Source organism: Spirochaeta cellobiosiphila DSM 17781, assembly GCF_000426705.1.
Lineage (GTDB): Bacteria > Spirochaetota > Spirochaetia > DSM-17781 > DSM-17781 > Spirochaeta_E > Spirochaeta_E cellobiosiphila.
The window spans coordinates 1-16,272 of record NZ_AUFW01000019.1 but is presented as its reverse complement, the minus strand read 5'-3'; the positions used below and the strand labels follow the sequence as shown (position 1 = coordinate 16,272).

The 16,272-nt window shown below is 32.0% G+C and carries 19 protein-coding genes and 1 pseudogene; 9 read left to right on the top strand and 11 right to left on the bottom strand.

Features of this window, described 5'->3' with window-relative positions:
* Positions 1–326: 326 nt before the first annotated feature.
* The 4 genes from K345_RS0104660 to K345_RS0104645 all read left to right on the top strand — a co-directional run bounded on the left by K345_RS0104660 (position 327) and on the right by K345_RS0104645 (position 3,198).
* On the top strand, positions 327–1,094 hold the full coding sequence (locus K345_RS0104660) for a hypothetical protein (protein WP_028973191.1): 768 nt from the start codon (positions 327–329) through the stop codon (positions 1,092–1,094).
* An 85-nt stretch (positions 1,095–1,179) separates the two neighbouring features.
* Positions 1,180–1,941, top strand: a complete 762-nt coding sequence (locus K345_RS0104655; RefSeq protein WP_028973190.1) for a hypothetical protein — start codon at positions 1,180–1,182, stop codon at positions 1,939–1,941.
* Positions 1,925–2,704 (top strand): hypothetical protein, encoded by a 780-nt coding sequence (locus K345_RS0104650; RefSeq protein ID WP_028973189.1) that lies wholly within the window; start codon positions 1,925–1,927, stop codon positions 2,702–2,704. The genes K345_RS0104655 and K345_RS0104650 overlap by 17 nt, the downstream gene beginning before the upstream one ends.
* Positions 2,692–3,198 carry a HEAT repeat domain-containing protein gene (locus K345_RS0104645; RefSeq protein WP_028973188.1) on the top strand — a complete coding sequence of 169 codons (507 nt, stop codon included), beginning with the start codon at positions 2,692–2,694 and terminating at the stop codon, positions 3,196–3,198. The genes K345_RS0104650 and K345_RS0104645 overlap by 13 nt, the downstream gene beginning before the upstream one ends.
* 206 nt (positions 3,199–3,404) lie before the next feature.
* On the opposite strand, the gene K345_RS0104640 is transcribed toward K345_RS0104645, so the two are convergent.
* On the bottom strand, positions 3,405–3,680 hold the full coding sequence (locus K345_RS0104640) for a hypothetical protein (protein ID WP_028973187.1): 276 nt from the start codon (positions 3,678–3,680) through the stop codon (positions 3,405–3,407).
* Positions 3,670–4,029, bottom strand: coding sequence for an ankyrin repeat domain-containing protein (locus K345_RS0104635; protein WP_028973186.1), 360 nt, complete (start codon positions 4,027–4,029; stop codon positions 3,670–3,672). Before K345_RS0104635 ends, K345_RS0104640 begins: the two co-directional genes overlap by 11 nt.
* A 119-nt stretch (positions 4,030–4,148) precedes the next feature.
* Between K345_RS0104635 and K345_RS0104630 the strand changes: the two genes are divergently transcribed.
* The gene (locus K345_RS0104630; protein ID WP_028973185.1) at positions 4,149–5,069 is read left to right on the top strand and encodes a hypothetical protein; all 921 of its coding nucleotides are present in this window, start codon (positions 4,149–4,151) and stop codon (positions 5,067–5,069) included.
* A 22-nt stretch (positions 5,070–5,091) separates the two neighbouring features.
* Entirely contained in the window at positions 5,092–5,676 is a 585-nt protein-coding gene (locus K345_RS0104625) for a HEAT repeat domain-containing protein (RefSeq protein ID WP_028973184.1), read from the top strand.
* Between the two features lie 131 nt (positions 5,677–5,807).
* On the opposite strand, the gene K345_RS0104620 is transcribed toward K345_RS0104625, so the two are convergent.
* Positions 5,808–7,175 (bottom strand): ankyrin repeat domain-containing protein, encoded by a 1,368-nt coding sequence (locus tag K345_RS0104620; protein ID WP_028973183.1) that lies wholly within the window; start codon positions 7,173–7,175, stop codon positions 5,808–5,810.
* Between the two features lie 704 nt (positions 7,176–7,879).
* Between K345_RS0104620 and K345_RS23780 the strand changes: the two genes are divergently transcribed.
* The 3 genes from K345_RS23780 to K345_RS0104605 all read left to right on the top strand — a co-directional run bounded on the left by K345_RS23780 (position 7,880) and on the right by K345_RS0104605 (position 9,278).
* A complete protein-coding gene (locus tag K345_RS23780; RefSeq protein ID WP_083963633.1) occupies positions 7,880–8,053 on the top strand; it encodes an integrase core domain-containing protein in 174 nt (57 codons plus the stop codon).
* Positions 8,054–8,100: 47 nt separating this feature from the next.
* Positions 8,101–8,472, top strand: a complete 372-nt coding sequence (locus K345_RS23300; protein ID WP_028973182.1) for a hypothetical protein — start codon at positions 8,101–8,103, stop codon at positions 8,470–8,472.
* A 245-nt stretch (positions 8,473–8,717) separates the two neighbouring features.
* Entirely contained in the window at positions 8,718–9,278 is a 561-nt protein-coding gene (locus K345_RS0104605; protein ID WP_028973181.1) for a hypothetical protein, read from the top strand.
* Between the two features lie 137 nt (positions 9,279–9,415).
* Here K345_RS0104605 and K345_RS0104600 read toward each other — a convergent pair whose 3' ends face one another.
* The 8 genes and pseudogenes from K345_RS0104600 to K345_RS0104570 form a co-directional block, all read right to left on the bottom strand.
* Positions 9,416–10,216 carry a GNAT family N-acetyltransferase gene (locus K345_RS0104600; RefSeq protein WP_028973180.1) on the bottom strand — a complete coding sequence of 267 codons (801 nt, stop codon included), beginning with the start codon at positions 10,214–10,216 and terminating at the stop codon, positions 9,416–9,418.
* A gap of 452 nt (positions 10,217–10,668) precedes the next feature.
* Positions 10,669–10,941 (bottom strand): annotated as a pseudogene (locus tag K345_RS23775) (2'-5' RNA ligase family protein); the annotation flags it as partial.
* Between the two features lie 170 nt (positions 10,942–11,111).
* Positions 11,112–11,480, bottom strand: a complete 369-nt coding sequence (locus K345_RS0104595) for an HsmA family protein (RefSeq protein WP_028973179.1) — start codon at positions 11,478–11,480, stop codon at positions 11,112–11,114.
* A gap of 68 nt (positions 11,481–11,548) precedes the next feature.
* A complete protein-coding gene (locus tag K345_RS19740) occupies positions 11,549–11,881 on the bottom strand; it encodes a transposase (protein ID WP_053228066.1) in 333 nt (110 codons plus the stop codon).
* A gap of 359 nt (positions 11,882–12,240) precedes the next feature.
* Positions 12,241–13,212, bottom strand: coding sequence for an amidohydrolase family protein (locus K345_RS0104585; RefSeq protein WP_028973178.1), 972 nt, complete (start codon positions 13,210–13,212; stop codon positions 12,241–12,243).
* A 478-nt stretch (positions 13,213–13,690) separates the two neighbouring features.
* Positions 13,691–13,897: a DUF4372 domain-containing protein gene (locus K345_RS23770; RefSeq protein WP_425423280.1), complete on the bottom strand. Its 207-nt coding sequence runs from the start codon at positions 13,895–13,897 to the stop codon at positions 13,691–13,693.
* Between the two features lie 209 nt (positions 13,898–14,106).
* The gene (locus K345_RS0104575) at positions 14,107–14,616 is read right to left on the bottom strand and encodes a hypothetical protein (protein WP_028973177.1); all 510 of its coding nucleotides are present in this window, start codon (positions 14,614–14,616) and stop codon (positions 14,107–14,109) included.
* Between the two features lie 107 nt (positions 14,617–14,723).
* Positions 14,724–15,452 carry a hypothetical protein gene (locus K345_RS0104570; protein WP_028973176.1) on the bottom strand — a complete coding sequence of 243 codons (729 nt, stop codon included), beginning with the start codon at positions 15,450–15,452 and terminating at the stop codon, positions 14,724–14,726.
* Between the last annotated feature and the right edge of the window lie 820 nt (positions 15,453–16,272).

Here is a 16,272-nt window from a genome sequence, read left to right as displayed (position 1 = left end):
CTCTCAAATAGGGTCTAAAGGTGTAACCGGTTTTGAGTTTTCGCTTAATGATCCTTCTACAATGTCCTTTACTGTTAACAAATTCAGCTAAACAATGGTGAACCTTATTAATTCTCAAATATACCTTTAATAGAAAGAAAATATCATCAGAAAGTAACAAGTCCGTGTAGTACAAGCTTTCTAAATTATAGTAAAATTACTATAGTAAATGTTTAGGTCTGACTCTTGGAATAGATAACTCGAGAGAAGGAAAAAATGATTAGGCAATTCAGTTATAATACATCATCTGAGGAAAAAAGGAGTGAACTCTCCTCAAATCAAGCTTTATGAAAGTAAATTATAGAATTGAAATAGATCCTTTGGATAATAACCAATATATGGAAGATGCCAATCAATTTGCAATTCAGTTTAGTAGTAGCCGAATCGAAAAGACTTGGTTCTTCAAGATATCTGATAAGAAAGAATTATTGAAAGCAAAAACCTTTTTAGAATCACAATCTTTTGATTGGGAGATTATCTACGAATTTGAGCTAAGTAATGATGAAATAGATGACTATTCTGCCTATTTCCCTGGGATTTATTCAGATTATAAAATATTAAAGAATAGTATTGTCTTAGAAAGAAGAGTAAGAAATTATGATATCATTAATGACTTAGATTCCAATAGAATTATATTAAGTGAAAAGACCCAAAAAGTATTAGAGAACATAGTTGAAGGATTAAAATTTATCCCTGTTGAAAGTGATAAGTCAAAGCTATTCTATTTTCTAGAAAATGTTATAGCACTAAGTAGTCCCATAAATGTTGTCAAGGCTTCAGAAATTAACCTAATAAATAGTAGTGATAACCTTTATTTTATTGTTAGTGATGGAAGATATTATATTCATGGCGCACTAGAACAAGAAATTGAAAATGCTGGAATTGTTATGTGCCATTCAATGAGGTATCAAGATGTATCTTATGATGTTCCTCCCTATCTAATTATGTCGAGAAAAATAGTAAAATCACTCATCAATAACAATATAAAAGGTTTAAATAATACTGATAGATTCTTGCCAATATTAAATAAAAATAATCCTTTGATTATAGAATAGATGGCTATAATAATTATGATGGGTTTTGGAAGTTATTAAGACATGCCAACAGCAGAGATTCGTTTAAAGAGTTAAATAAAGGAATATGATTAAGAACTATCACATTGACATAGATTTTCCCGATGAAGAAGAATTACAAAGAAATGCCCTTGAGTTCGCAGAGCGTTTTAAGAAAAATAGAAATGATATTTCATGGTTTTTTCAATTTGATAATAGATCAGAATTAAATCATGCCATCGATTTCCTAAAGAAACAAGATTTTAACTGGGATTTTTATTATAGACTATCCATATCTAATAAAGAGATAACAGAATATCCAGCTTATTTCCCGGGATTCTTTTCAAATTATCATGTTTTACTTAGCAATCAAGTAGACTCAAGGATAATTCAAAAAAAAGATATTTTTATTGATTTGACAAGTGGCAAACTCATTTTAAGCTCAAGAACAAAAGAGCTATTTCAAGCACACTTAAAAAATATTGCCTATGAACAAATAATCGATGAAAAGGGCAATATTTACTTTACTGCTGAGATAAAAAAATACTTAACGGCACCAGTTGACATACCAATAATACAAAAGTTAAGCAATCCAACGGCATTAGCAAATTATCATTTAGTGGCAAGTGATGGAAGATATTTTCTTAAAGAAGATGCATCTAAAGAGATCACAAATCATGGCATTGCTTTTTATTCAACAATAAGACATAAGGATAGGTGCTTTAAGGTAAAACCTAGGTTAATCATATCTAATAGATTTATTGATATACTAATTAAAGAAAAGACAAAGGGAGTCAATTTGAATAGGCTAACCGTAATCCTTAGCGAAAAAAATGAAAATATACTATAAGATTCAAATCGATTTATTTAAGACACCACATCTCAGAATTGATGCAGAAGAATTTGCAGAACACTTTTCAATATTTAGAATTAAAGAAACTTGGTTCTTTTTATTTAAACAAAAAAAAGACATTATAAATGCTTGCCATTATTTGAAAAGAATAAAACTTCAGTGGCAACTAAGCTATCAAATTAGGATTCACAAAGATGAAATCGGCAAATATCCTGGTTACTTTCCTGGAATCCCCTCGAATTATGGAATAATAAAAGATAATGTCGTTAATGAGGGTTCTATGAAAAAACGACAAATACTTAAAGATTTAGATACAGAACATATCATTGTTACAAAGTCTCTAAGAGATATCCTTACTAATTTTAATAATAAATTTGTATTTGAAGAGATTTTAGGGAGAGAAGGCAACATCTTTTATAAATGGATAATTAACACTACTGTAGAAGAACCTGTCAGTGTTTCTAAAATATCACAACTAAATATAATTTCTAAATCAGATGAAATATTTTTTGTCGTTAGTGATGGTAGATATTTTGTTTCAGAGAACACCGCTAGGTCTATATTTGAGAATGACATAGCTTTCTATAATAAGATTTCACATTCAAATAAACTCTATAAAATTCCTAACCAAATTATCGTATCACCAAAACTACTAGAACTTCTATATGACAACAGGATTAAAGGATTTAACGAGAAAGAAATATCAGGCGTTGTACTCTCGGAAAACTCGAATAGGAAAATAAGCTTATGTATGATATAGAATCCATAAGAAAGAAAATAAACTCAGATGATACATTTGAAATGTATGATGCTTTAATTGATATAGGTAAAAATGAGTTGTATGAATTCGAAAGTGTTGTTAGAAGGTTTTTAAAACATACAGATTCAGAAGTTAGAAGGGCTGCAATTATGGTTCTTAGCACATATTGGGAACGGAAATATATAATTACTGAGCTAGAAAACATATGGAAGAACGATATTGATGAACTGGTACGGGTTACAGCACTAATTAGCTGGATTGCATATTTTCAAAATACAAAAGATAAGGAAATTACTTTAAAATTGCATTCTCTTATTGTGGATGAAATTGTTGAGTTAGAAATTAAAAAAGAAGCCATTAAAGGAATATATATTGTTAATAATAGAAAAGTGCCTGAAAAAGAGATTGGGAAATTAGATTTTGTTTTTGATGAAATAGAGTTTAATAAACATATTGATTGGGAGGAGATTAATCAAATTATTAGTAGTGTTTGAAGTATAAGTGAATTCTGGTGTTGTACTGTCGTGATATTTGATACAAACATATATTTAGATGATAAAGGAGTAAAGTGATATAACAATACAGGTATTGAGTATATAAAAAAACATGCAAAAGAGATTCGTTTTTCCCCGAATTATTATAAAAACAGATATGTGGATATTGATTATAGATTATTAAAGAAATAATACATATAAAAATATTAGTAGTATTTACAGTCTCTGTACTTACGGATTATTGTGAAAATCTTACTTTTCATAGTGACATCTATATTTTCAGGGATTCTATCAATTGTTTTTTTTCCATCCATATCTATGGCTTCTATATTGGCTCCCTTTGATAGCAGTAAATCAATAAGTGTAAGATCTAATTTAGAAAATGCGATGCCCAAGGGAGTTGAATCACAAAATCCACCTGCCTGATTTATTAAATCAAAATCTGTGTAGCTTAAGAGTTCTTCCACTATTTTATACAGCATACCTTAATGGGGATTCTCCAATATTATCTATAAAATCAATATTGGCTCCCGCTTTTAATAAAAGTTTAGTAATCTCCAGATTATTCTCTTTTATGGCTTTAAAAATAGGCAACTCATTTTTATTACCACAACACTGATTTACATCGACATTATATTCAATGAGTAAGCTAACAATGTTAGATCCCTTTTGATTATCAAATTCGTCATCATCTAGCTCATCTAATACATATTGAAGAATTGAGAAATTGTAATTATCTCCTAAAGATCTATTGGGATTATTTCCGTTTATTAGCCACTGTCTCAATTCCTCTACATTCAAAGCTTTTATCATATCTATTACTTCTTTCACTTTCTTTATCCTTAAAACTAGTAATATAAATCATTTTATATAAAAACTATATTTTTTATACTGGTTTTCAATTTTTACTGTTATTGACTTGGGATTACTATTGGCAGATACTAACACTTATGGTAATTAATCGTAGTTATGGTCCTGTAGCAGATTGGTGGTTTGAAGGGGAAATTATCAAGGATTTATTCTTTTCAAAAGAGGATTGTCTTACCTTGATAGATAAATTATGTAATGCTGTTGATATCCTTTTAACTGCAAATCTTTTATACCCAAATCAAATAAACATTAGCGGATGGGCAAGTTACGATCCTAATAAAAGGAAGTTGACCCGTCAGAATAAAAAAGATGAGATAATCCTTATTAGTTCGTCAAATGTCAGAGAAGAATTGTTTAGCGTATTTCATCCTGATGATGCTTCTCCTTTTTTATATCCTCTTGAAATAGAGATATGTGGAGAGGGTATATTGTACAATAAAAATAGTAAGCCAATAGTCTGGTCTGATCCTATATCCGTTTGTGGACAAACTATTGTTCAACATGTAGTCGATGTAATAACCTATTCATATGCCTGGTTACCATATGATTTAAAAGGTAATAGACAAACGGAAATATATAATCTTAATGCACCTCGTCTTGAAGAGGCACTTAATCAAATACAAGCCCAAACTGGATTCCACTTAATTGATGAATCTAATTCAGAATATGCTGTGATTGATAATTATAAACTTTTTAACCACCGAGATGCAGATGGCGAGATAATTACTTTTAAAATAAGGGAAAATGCTGATCTTATTGAATTACATCGTTCTCAATGGAATTACATTTTTTATCAGGTTAATGATGGATTTCTACTCTCTGTAACCTGTGGTACCGTTGGATTATTTGAAATAAATATCTACCTGAATAAAGAAGAAACTGGCAACTACAAGAGTAGGGGAATAGACTACATTGAAGAGCTAGCACAGAAAATAAGAAATAGTCCATTACAATATCAAGAAAGAGATGTTGATTTACCAGTGAATGAATCAAAAAGTTGAGTAGATAAAGAGAACGGATTATATGGATTTGTCGACCATCAAAGAATATTTAAACAGCACTGATACCAACAAAATTGAATTAGCACTTGATGCTATTAGTGATTTGAATCCACCAAACGCTATTGAATTAATTGCACCTTTCCTCGAACACGAAGAGGGCAGTGTACGTTCTGGAGCTGTATTCAATTTAGGAGAACTACACAATCCAAAAGCTATACCACTCATTAAACGATATGTAAGAATAGAGAAAGACAAGTTTCATAGAGGATTTGGAATACAAGCATTAAGTAATTTTATTATGCTAGATAATTTATTTTTTCTAGGTGAAGTATTGCAGGAAGACGAGTCTATGAAGAATAAAAATCAATTTATAAAGATGAATATTGCTGATCAACTTGGAGACTATTCTAAATATGAGTATGCTCTTGAGCTTTTGGAGATATTATTAAAAGATGAAAATCCAAAAGTAAGAACTCATGCTGTAGATGCTCTTGTAAAATTTGATTGCAAGAAAGCTAAAAAGCTTTGGGTAGAAATTGTAAAACAAGAGAACCAAAATCAATACATAATAGATTTAGCAAAATCTCAATTAAATGATGTTATCTGAAAAAAATATATCTTAGAAAGACCACAAAAGCATTTAATAGGGATTACTCCATCTAAGTATGAGGCTATGATATTTATGGTCGAAAGCAATTTACTATGTGTTCGAAATTTGGGATCACTTCACTCAAACCTCTAATTTCCTTTTTGAAAAGTTTCTAAATATTCAACAACATCCTTTTTATGATAGACAGATGCGATTTTTAGAGCTGTTTTACCATGTTCATCTTCATAATTTATATTAGCTCCTCTAGCAATTAATAATTTAACAGTATTTAGATTTCCTTTGCGTGAGGCAAATAATAAGGATTCATTTAATTGATTGGCTCCATTATCAATTAGATAGTTGATAACTTCCAGATACCCCCCATTTATTGCTATTTCTAAAGGGGTATCACCACTGTTATTAATATAATCTCTTTTTTTCCTATTAACATCTGCACCATTTCTCAATGCCTGTTCAATTAATGTGATATCTCCTCGTTGGCAACCTGTGATGAGATAATCTGTTGCTATATCTAAAGCAAGAGGATATTGACGTGCACCATTTTTCTTTAGGATTTCTATAATTTCTGTATTTCCCTTTAATTCTGCCTGCATGAGAGCTGTTGCCCCGTTGTTATTTCTATCGTTAACATTTGCTCCCATCAATATCAAATAATTGACAGTCTGTATTAATTCCATAACACCTAAAATATCAGTGTTTCCAAGATCTTCTATTTGTTCGTTGAACTCAGTTAAAGCAGGATGTGTTTTACTAACATTACTATTGGCAATCAAGGCATCACCAATTTTTAATATCATTTTTATTTCTCTGTCAGATAGGAGGGCGTACTTGTTACTACCAACAGCATACATTAAGGGAGTTGTCCCTTCAATATCTTTACTATTAACATCGGCTCCATTTGAAATTAATGTTTTAACTGTGTATAAGTTACCAGACCAAGAGGCATTCATCAGAGCGGTATTTCCATCCTCTTTATTGGCATTGACTTCTGCACCATGTTGAATAAGATAGGATACTGTTTTGGTACTTAATCTTTCCATGGAATCATTGTCTATCGTTTCGAAATCTGCTATTGATGCATTCATGAGTGGAGTAGTACCGTCAATGGCACTAGCATTTACGTCTGCACCATGGGATACTAGATATTTCACTCTCTCTAAGTCTGCAAATAGGGCAGAATGCATCAACACAGTGTTGCCATGTATATCCCTGGCATCTATCTCTGCACCGTTCTCGATCAAATATTTGGATATTTCAAAATCTGTAGATCCATAAGTTAATACTAAGGCGCTATCTCCATTGTTATAAACAGCCTCTTCCTCGAGGTCGGTTGCATTAACATTCGCTCCAGAATTGATGGCCTCCTTCAGAAGTGATATATCATTTTTATCTATGGCTTCAAATAATAGCTCATCAGGGGTTTTGACTATTTTAACTTCTTTTGTACAACAGATAAGAACTAGAAATATGAGTGCTATCATTACTTTTTTTTCCAAAATAACCTCTTACATATTCCGTTTTTATACATGTTTCTAATAAAGAAAAGAATAAAAGAAATCCTTTCTTGAAGAATCCTCTTACTCGTACATACCAATGAAGTGAGAGTATCTTTTAGAGATAATATATCACATCTATCCCATATTTAAATGGTTTAGATTAAGACAGAGAAACTTATCAAAAATATTGCAACAAAAGATAATGATGAATAACTCAAGAAAACTAGAAAAAATATTGGAAGCCTACTGTCATGTCAACGCTATCAATATTGAATTACTAGCAAAGCATTGCTGAAGAGAAAATTGGTCCTATGCCACGCGAACTGAATACGAAGATCTTCTGAGAGATACAATAACAAATGAAGAATTTGATTCAGAAGAAGACCTTTATAGTTGGCTTACTGAAATCTGGAAAAGGACAATAGGTAAACCTCTCTGGATCAATAAGAACGTATTCTGAATCAAGATAAACTGTGCCAAAGTTAATAAGTCAATTCCTAGTAAATTGGGAGAAGTCCAATTTGATTTTTCCCTTCCATCTGAAAGAATCATTAGATCACTCCAGCAAATAATAGAATGGAGAGGAAAACCACAAAAACTAAGGTGTGACAATGGACCAGAATACATTAGTGATGCTCTTAGACATGGAGTAGAAAAAAACTGTTTCGAACTATCTTTTATCCAGAAAAGGAAGCCAACACAGAATGCTTACATGCAATTATGAATGGCTAGAGTTGAATATTTTCAAATCTATCTATCATGCACAAGAACTTGCGACAAGATGGATGTGGATATACAATAACGAAAGACCTCATTCGTTTTTGGGCGGCATTACCCCTAGAATGGTTTTAAATAATTCTACAAATTACTCCTGTTAATAATGGGGGGATTACATTTACGCAAGGAATCTCAAAATATATTCTCAATGTGTCCTTATCCCATAAAAGAGTATATTTCTTTAAATAGAGCTGAAAAATATATGGAACTTTTGAATGATCTGGATATAAACATAACTATTGAAAAAGATAAGGATATTGAAGGCCCTTATAACCTAAGATTGATTCATTCGGGTAAAATCAGGCATCTTACTAAGCTGTTAGAAAATTTTTTTTTGTTTTTTGATTTCACAAAAGACAAGACACAAAATTATCTAAATTCCATACCATGCACAATAAAAGAAAATCTTTCCCTAAAACGTGTAAAACACTACATTGAACTATTTGAAATAATCAAACCCGACTTCAGGCCTCAATTTGAAATCATTAAAAATGATAAGTCTCCATACACAAAAGTATAAAATTGTGGCTGAATATAATATCGCTAGATCTTCTATAAGTAAGTGGATAGCAGAAATGAAGACAAGCAAGCGTAAATAAGGTACGAGTTGGGCACAGATGGAATTATATCTGTACAATAATATAAAATTTCATGGATCATTAAGCTACATGACACCTGTTGAATTTAAGAACTCCCTGTTCGTGAATAAAGTGTCTTAATTGGGGGTTGCCATATCAATATATTATTTGATACAAAAAAATAAGTATGGAACAAGTACAAAGCTTTATCGAATCTTTTTTGACTTATGAATCTGAGTCAAATAAAATGAGATATAATGAGAACATTAGTGATGAAGAATGTAAGGTTTATGACTCTGTAATACACGATTACATTCATACAATTTTCAATGATATTGGTATTGGCAGATCGGAAGGAGAATTTGATAAGTATCGTTTTAAAACACTAATTAAGGTTAATTTAGAAAATGTCCAAAAGCGTCCATTCTATCAAATACGGAAGTACGAAAATCCAAAGTGTGGGGATGTAATTAAACGTGTGTTGAGTGAGGAAATAATCTATTTGTGTTACACAGGTAGTGACAAAACTGTAAAGAAAGGAAAGTCAAAATATCATAGAATTTTTATAGTTGCAGAGACTGACGAAGGATTGAAAATTATCTCATACTTTAGATGGGTTGATGGCGAATATGAGCAATTGGATAGGTATGAGCCAACACATATAAAAGACCTCGGTAAATTAGTAGGGGTGGAGAAGTATTTAGCACCTGAAGAAGCGACTAGTTTAGCTGATTATAATAAAGACTGATAGGGCGTTCTTTTTTTTAAACAAACCTGGTTACTTTCCTGAAATACCCTACCAAATAAGATAATCCATAGAATCATTCATGACCATCGATATACTTGTGTTAGGCATTGTAAGCAATTGTATTCATGAACGATTATCTATTTTGCCCAGAAAGAGCTCGTATATACGTCTTCAAATCCAAATTTCTTCATATTATTATGGCTAATGCTTCCAAATACTACATCTGTATAAAGACTTTTTAAACCTAAATTTATTGCTTCGTTTATTCTATGGGTCAATAATACTTTTTGACATCCTAGTCCTCTTGCTTTTTCAAATGTGTAATCATTTGCAATATATCCTGCATCCTCACTAATAAACATTGATCCCATTCCTGCTACTTCACCACGACTATAAGCTATGTAGTTATGAAAACACGGTTTATAGAAATAATGTTTCTTATTCTCAACTACCTCTTTACTTATGTCCATGCCTCCATTTGACTGCTGAATAATATCTACAAATTCTTCTGAATTGGCATCAGACACCTTAACTATTTCAAAATCTACATTTCTGTTGCTCTCTGATACTTCTAATTCATTCAACTCCATATAGACTAATTGCTCTATATTTGCATAACCTTCTTTGTTCAAAGCTTTTGAAACACTTTCGGTTATATTATTGGGTGTAACTTCAAAAAAAGGTTCTATATTATATTTACTATACGTATTGAGTATACTTTTGAGTTTGTCAATATCTCCATCACCAAATCCTTTAACTCGGTTATAATAGCCAGATTTCGGTGAATTTCTATCTATTATTAGTGTGCTATTACCTATTCTTATAATTTCTATATTTTTTTCAATATTTGACAATGCTCTTTTTGAATTAAAAACAGTTAATTCTAACTCGAGCTTCTCTATCTTTGACATTGTTGAAATTATGTAGTTATCAATCATCTAAGTACTCCTTTTCAATCAAAACTCAATTGATTATTGTGCCTAACGTTCTGCTAATATACGACGTTTTCATTTTCTTAAGGTTTCACCGTTTGTCTCATTTGGTCAAGTTTAAAATTTGCGTGAATGTAACGTCGTTTTAAGCTGTTTTACAGCCTGAACATAGTTGAGACATAGAGGCGCATATCTTGCTCAGCAATATGTGTGACAATAGTAAAATCTGGTTCAAAAGCTTGTTATGTAGCAATTATCAACTATCTATCATTTCGTTTAAAACTAATAAGTCTTTCTATGTCTAATATTTCCTTTTAAATTTTCCATTCATATCCTCTTTATTTTTAGGATTCAAATATCGTGTCAAATTTAGAGCAATCTTTTTCTGAAATAAGCATTCCTTCATTAGAGTCAAATCTTCCAATAGTGATATGTGGTGTATATTTATTTACGTCTAGTCATTTAGGCTTAATTGATGATAATAATCCTTTATATAGATTTTCATGCAATTTTGTTATTATATCCTTGCCCTCAGAAATGTTTAGAATTAAATAATAACCATATGACTCTTGAGCTTTTATACTTCTTAATTTTATTGGTAAAGCTTTAACATTATTAAGAGTTTGTTCAAGATGGTCAACTATATCATCTTTTGAAAAATCACTCTCAAAAGGAAAGACTAATGTGATATGAGGAGGTATTTTATTAGCTACTGGGTCATATCTTTGCCTTGAGGAAAAACGATATTCTTTTCATTTAATATCCATTGTCTCTCCTTTATTTTATAGTTGAACTCTACAGAACACCTTACTTCTTGTCGTTTCAATGTATCTTATTTAGCTCTGCGAAGGGGAGCCTAGCTAACGAGACTTTAGATTTCTTATTAATTTCATTTATGTACTCATCTTGCCATTCCAAATATGGCTCCAGAAATGTAAGGAATCAGCCAAACAAGCCAAACAAAGATACTGAATTTATGGAATTTTAATAGTACTATTTCATTTTTGTCTTTTATTACAACGCTTGCCCAAGTTGCATGAAAAAACATTAATAAAATTGCGACTATACCTGTAATACCATGAAAATTTATTTGAAAACCATTTTGGGCGATTTTACTCATTAAGGTTGTCCCTAACGAATCGAATATAAAACCTATCCAAAAAATAATTACATGCCATAACCTGAGTTTCCCCTGTAGTTTCTCACTCCAGACACCAATAGAATAAAATACTAAAGCTAATGTAATTGAAATAATTGCTAAAAGAAGCATACGCACCTCCAATTTATATTGACAAGAAATAAATATCTTTGAATACACATGTGAAATTACTTACTTTCTTATTCGTATATACTTACGATGTTTTCATTACATAGCTGGGCTATTTTCCGGCTGCTGTTTATGCCTTTGGTGTAAAGGATAATTTTTAACAGGATGGCCGTATCATAGGTGTTGTGCCTTATATGGGGTGTACGCACGGTCTTTTGCTTCGCAAAAAACTGAGGAGCATCGGTAGTATCATTTTCATACCGGTTGGCAAATATGGACAGGTCTATTTGTTCATCAATTAAATGGGAAAGTGTGTATTCGAATGTACCGGGTAATATCTGCTTTTTGAAGCTTACGGGACTCATCAATGTCTGTTGGTAAGAATAGTCGTTATACTTTGCCATGTGAATCCTCCCGTTTTAGGAATTTTATCATGGATTTCTTGAGATCTGTTGAAAAGTTGGCTTTTTCTACAGTCTCAGCGCCGAGCTAAGCTGCCAAATCGTCCCGAAGGCAAAAAACATGACAAAGACTTTGTCCGTTTCAGCTGTAATAAACAGTAAATGCCGGAGTAATAAAATATAGTGAGATAGGGATGTCGAACGGTCAGACTTTATTATTCCCAATTACAAATCCTGATTCATCTGTCTTATAAATCCATTATAACAATAAGATTATCAAATGGATCTTTCAATCTTGCATATAAACTAGCTTGAATTTCTATCCGCCATGGATGGCGGATTCTTATGCTCATAAAAGAATGTTAACTTCTATTTATTAAACTCTCCCAATTTTTAAAAGCAAATTTTTCCTTATCTTCTTTACTTAAATTTAAATTTTGCAAGAAATTCTGAGCATCTCTACCAGGACGGTATTGATAAGGATAGTCTTGTGAAAATAAAATTCTATCAATTCCAATAATCTCAACAGAACGTTTTAAATATTCAGAACTAAACATCCCACTAGATGTTACATATAAATTTTGTTGAACATAATCTATAAAAGCTTTATCTAGTTTGCTGACCTTACTTAAGGACGCTAATCTTTCTGTGTAGAATAAAATAACTTCGCCCCAATGCCCTAAAACAATTTGCAATTTAGGGAAACGATCAAAGACTTTAGCTAAAACTAATCTTATAAATTGAATTCCTGCTTCATAATGCCAACCAAGTCCAAATGTAGAAAAAGCAAGATTGGTAAAATCATCAAAACCCGAGTAATAGATATCTCTTATTGCTTTCTGTGGAATTTGAGGATGTATAAACAACGGAACATCAAGTGACTCTGCACATTCAAACAGTTCCCAATAATCTTTGTGGTCTAAATTTTTTTCTCCGGTTCTTCCACAAAGCATTGCTCCTTTAAAATCTAAAGAATTTACTGAATGCTCTAGTTCTTTTACAATATCTTTAGGTGATTGCATAGGTAATGTGGCAAAACCTTGAAACCTTTCCGGATACTTTTCAATAATTTTTGATAAGTAATCGTTTGTTCGCCTTGCTAATTGGACACTTCCGTTTTGTATGTTGTGAAGTGCAGGACTTGTAAGAGAAAGGACTTGTATATCAACACCTGTTTCATCCATTAAATTAAGACGTGCTTCACTAATATCGTCTAATCGATCTTCAACCTCACCTAGATGAAGATTACTGGTGGGATCGTCCTTTGAATATTTTTTCCATTGTTCACTTACTTCATTTGTTAAAAAATGCTCTTCAACAGCTATTAATTTCATTTTTTGTACCTTTTTATTTCAATTACTGGCAACGTCTGTGTATAATTAATTGTGCTTATAACACCCATATCGAGTCGTAAGCACAAATGTTTATATTTTTCATTTATCATAAATTCTCCTTTTTAGAACAACTCACTAAAAGTTTTTATACTTTATTTATAGCATTCTTAGACACATGAGTATATATCTCAGTTGTTTTAGAACTTTCATATCCAAGTAATTCTAGAATCATAGCTGTCCAAAATAGATTATCTCAACAAGCAAGACCTAACTGTCCAGTATTCCTTTCACTAAAATCATCGATTAATTTAGGCTTGTTTAGCCATATCCATTTTTAATAATAAATAGCTTATCATACATATTCAGATCTGTATCATTAGTGTATTTCGAATCTTCCTTCTATCCTTGTACATTGCTGCTATTGTCTTGGTTTGAAAAGATCTTAAAGTTATTGTAGGCACTATCAAATACTACAATGTCACCGGATGACAACTGGGTCTGTCATGGTCAGAACAGAAGGAATGTATCCAGAGTGATTGAGTTTGACATGAGAGTTGAGCAAACAGCTAAAACCATTGGAGTGAAAGTCTCCCTTATACTTTTTAACTAACTTTGCAAAATCATGTCTTTGAATAAATTGAAGAAGTTGTGAAAAACGGTATTCTGATGACTCATTAGTCGATATCCTTTTATTGTAATTGGAGATCGGTTTCTATAATACCCGTTTCAATATTTATTTTGGACAGCTGTGTATCCATATATGTTCTCTCAAATCAGGTACACTGAAACACCTGGCTTAACAGATTGTACTTTTCTGAGTAAAAGAGGTAGAGGGTTCCGAAGATATCTCCATATTCTAGCTGTGCAGCAAAGGTCATTGGATTACCCTCCGGATCAAGGGGGGGCATCACTTTGACACCAGTGGGGCTCGTCTAAATACAAAGAGGCTTTAGTAGTCGGTGTGTGGTGTACTATTCTGTAGACATGACGCATTTTTTCTTTATCTGCATATTCGTATTCACAGTTTAGTGCTGTGTAAGAATAGGGAATGACCTCTTCTTTTGTGCCGAAATTATCGGCGTATAAATTTAAGTTTGTAAGAATATTCATGATCACTTCTTTTATGTTGCGGTTGGAGTGAATGGTGTATTCTCTAGGTTTATCATAGTTTCCTTCTTCATTTTTGTATTCACGAAGGACATTATATCCATGATCAATTTTTGTTAGGGTAAATTGAGTTTCGTGATCATGGATGTGGAAGACCACTTTATCATCGGACTTTTCCAGATAGTAGAGGTCGATGGTTTTTGTTTCGTCTTCCATCATCTCGATCTGAACATCAAAAACTTGCGGAAGTTCACTCTCTTTATCGTAATTCAGAGTCATGAGTTCTCTGATTTTCATATCATTTTCCTGCCAGCAGAATATTTTCAGAAAGTTGAAATGAGTTTCAAAGAGAAAATTGTTAAAGACAATGTATCGAATTACTTCATTCAGTGATGTTGTTGTGTTTAGGGAATAGGATTCTTTGTTGGGGCCTTTATCTCCACATCCCAGGTTCCGTATTTACTATCTTCTTTTATGGTTGCACACCATCCAAGTCTGGGATGGGTAATCTTCACCCCGTTTTTCAGCTTCGAATAGGTGAACTTTTCGGTTCCGGTCAGCATTTTGTGCTCAAATAATTTTTTGTATTTCTTCAGGTAACCTTCATCATCATAGGTGTATTCCACATCATCCCAGGAAGGATTCCAGGTCTCTCCGATTCGAAAGTAATTCTTTTTCCGAATCGGAAGTTCAAGTGAATTTATGACTGTATATTCAATTTCTGTTTTCTCGAAAGGATCTTTTAACTCGGTAAGGAGAATATTCTTATCATTGTAATACTGTCGGCTTAACAGGGTTTTCTCAATATTTTCATCTCCATCAAAGGGTTTAAGATAGAGCTGGTTCTGTTCAATATCTCCATAATCTTGAACAGATTTCATGGTACCTTCAAAGGCGAGAAGTTCATATTTCCCCTCCTTCGGTTTAAAATCCAAACGGGAAATGGAAAGGGAATGATAAATAAATTTAAACTTCACTCCCTTCCATTCGGGACGGATAAGCCCGCTGTCAAAGGAAAGGATCGGCAGTAGTTTTCTGGAATAGCCCTTTGTTTCGGTCAGGCTTTCTTTTAATTTGGGAAAGAGTTTGATATCCGTTTTCTCTTTAGATTCTATCAGTTCAATCTCATTCATAGTATTTCTCCAGTATAAAAGAACCTTTAGCGCTTCTTGCCTATAACTACTCTTATCCCGTAGTACTATAAATACTCTATCATAAATTCATTTTAAATAAATTATTAATATTCTTAAACTAACAGGGATATTAAGAAATATGCAAAGCAAGAAATATATAGCAAAAGAAGAAGTTCCTTCGATTCTGGAAAATATGATTGAGAATTAAAAAACAATAGTTACTCAACTAGCTCCAGAAAAGTCTATGTCCGATTGGTTTCTGAATATATTACCTTTTCATTTGCTTAACCTAAAATAACAACAGAGGAAAGTATAACGGTCTAACTTTTTTAAACAGATATTCTGAAAATTAAGTTCACTCCTGTATATATAAATCTATAATAGAAGATGATATGGGCAGAAGAAAAAGCAAGTAAGGCAATGGAAGCGAGAGTTTTTAGTAAATGCAGAATCTGTATTTCAAAAAAATAACATCAATAAGAAGAAAGTTGAAGAGCTTGAAACTGAAAAAGAAGATCTTCAAAGTTTAATAGGACAACAAACTATTGAGAACAATTTCTTAAAAAAACTTGAAAAAGGTGAACATAAATTGAAGGTGACTATGGTATCTAAAGATGAAAATCTATCACTTTCACAACAGTGTGATTTGCTAAATATTAATCGTTCAAGGATATATTATACTCCTAGAACAAAGTCCAAAGAAGACCTTATCATAATGCGACTTATTGATGAGAGAAATATAAAAGCGCGATATAGTCTACAGATATTACATATAATCCTCTTTCCGGTGGATTTGTATACCTTACAGCAGGTATAGATT

Bases quoted from the DNA above. Each gene is read 5' to 3' on its own strand.
- K345_RS0104640 (WP_028973187.1), bottom strand. From the start codon at position 3,680: ATGCTGTATAAAATAGTGGAAGAACTCTTAAGCTACACAGATTTTGAT.
- K345_RS0104630 (WP_028973185.1), top strand. From the start codon at position 4,149: ATGGTAATTAATCGTAGTTATGGTCCTGTAGCAGATTGGTGGTTTGAA.
- K345_RS0104595 (WP_028973179.1), bottom strand. From the start codon at position 11,480: ATGCTTCTTTTAGCAATTATTTCAATTACATTAGCTTTAGTATTTTAT.
- K345_RS0104575 (WP_028973177.1), bottom strand. From the start codon at position 14,616: ATGAAAATCAGAGAACTCATGACTCTGAATTACGATAAAGAGAGTGAA.
- K345_RS0104655 (WP_028973190.1), top strand. From the start codon at position 1,180: ATGATTAAGAACTATCACATTGACATAGATTTTCCCGATGAAGAAGAA.
- K345_RS0104600 (WP_028973180.1), bottom strand. From the start codon at position 10,216: ATGATTGATAACTACATAATTTCAACAATGTCAAAGATAGAGAAGCTC.
- K345_RS0104645 (WP_028973188.1), top strand. From the start codon at position 2,692: ATGTATGATATAGAATCCATAAGAAAGAAAATAAACTCAGATGATACA.
- K345_RS0104605 (WP_028973181.1), top strand. From the start codon at position 8,718: ATGGAACAAGTACAAAGCTTTATCGAATCTTTTTTGACTTATGAATCT.
- K345_RS0104625 (WP_028973184.1), top strand. From the start codon at position 5,092: ATGGATTTGTCGACCATCAAAGAATATTTAAACAGCACTGATACCAAC.
- K345_RS0104570 (WP_028973176.1), bottom strand. From the start codon at position 15,452: ATGAATGAGATTGAACTGATAGAATCTAAAGAGAAAACGGATATCAAA.
- K345_RS23300 (WP_028973182.1), top strand. From the start codon at position 8,101: ATGTGTCCTTATCCCATAAAAGAGTATATTTCTTTAAATAGAGCTGAA.
- K345_RS0104585 (WP_028973178.1), bottom strand. From the start codon at position 13,212: ATGAAATTAATAGCTGTTGAAGAGCATTTTTTAACAAATGAAGTAAGT.
- K345_RS23780 (WP_083963633.1), top strand. From the start codon at position 7,880: ATGCTTACATGCAATTATGAATGGCTAGAGTTGAATATTTTCAAATCT.
- K345_RS0104660 (WP_028973191.1), top strand. From the start codon at position 327: ATGAAAGTAAATTATAGAATTGAAATAGATCCTTTGGATAATAACCAA.
- K345_RS19740 (WP_053228066.1), bottom strand. From the start codon at position 11,881: ATGGCAAAGTATAACGACTATTCTTACCAACAGACATTGATGAGTCCC.
- K345_RS0104650 (WP_028973189.1), top strand. From the start codon at position 1,925: ATGAAAATATACTATAAGATTCAAATCGATTTATTTAAGACACCACAT.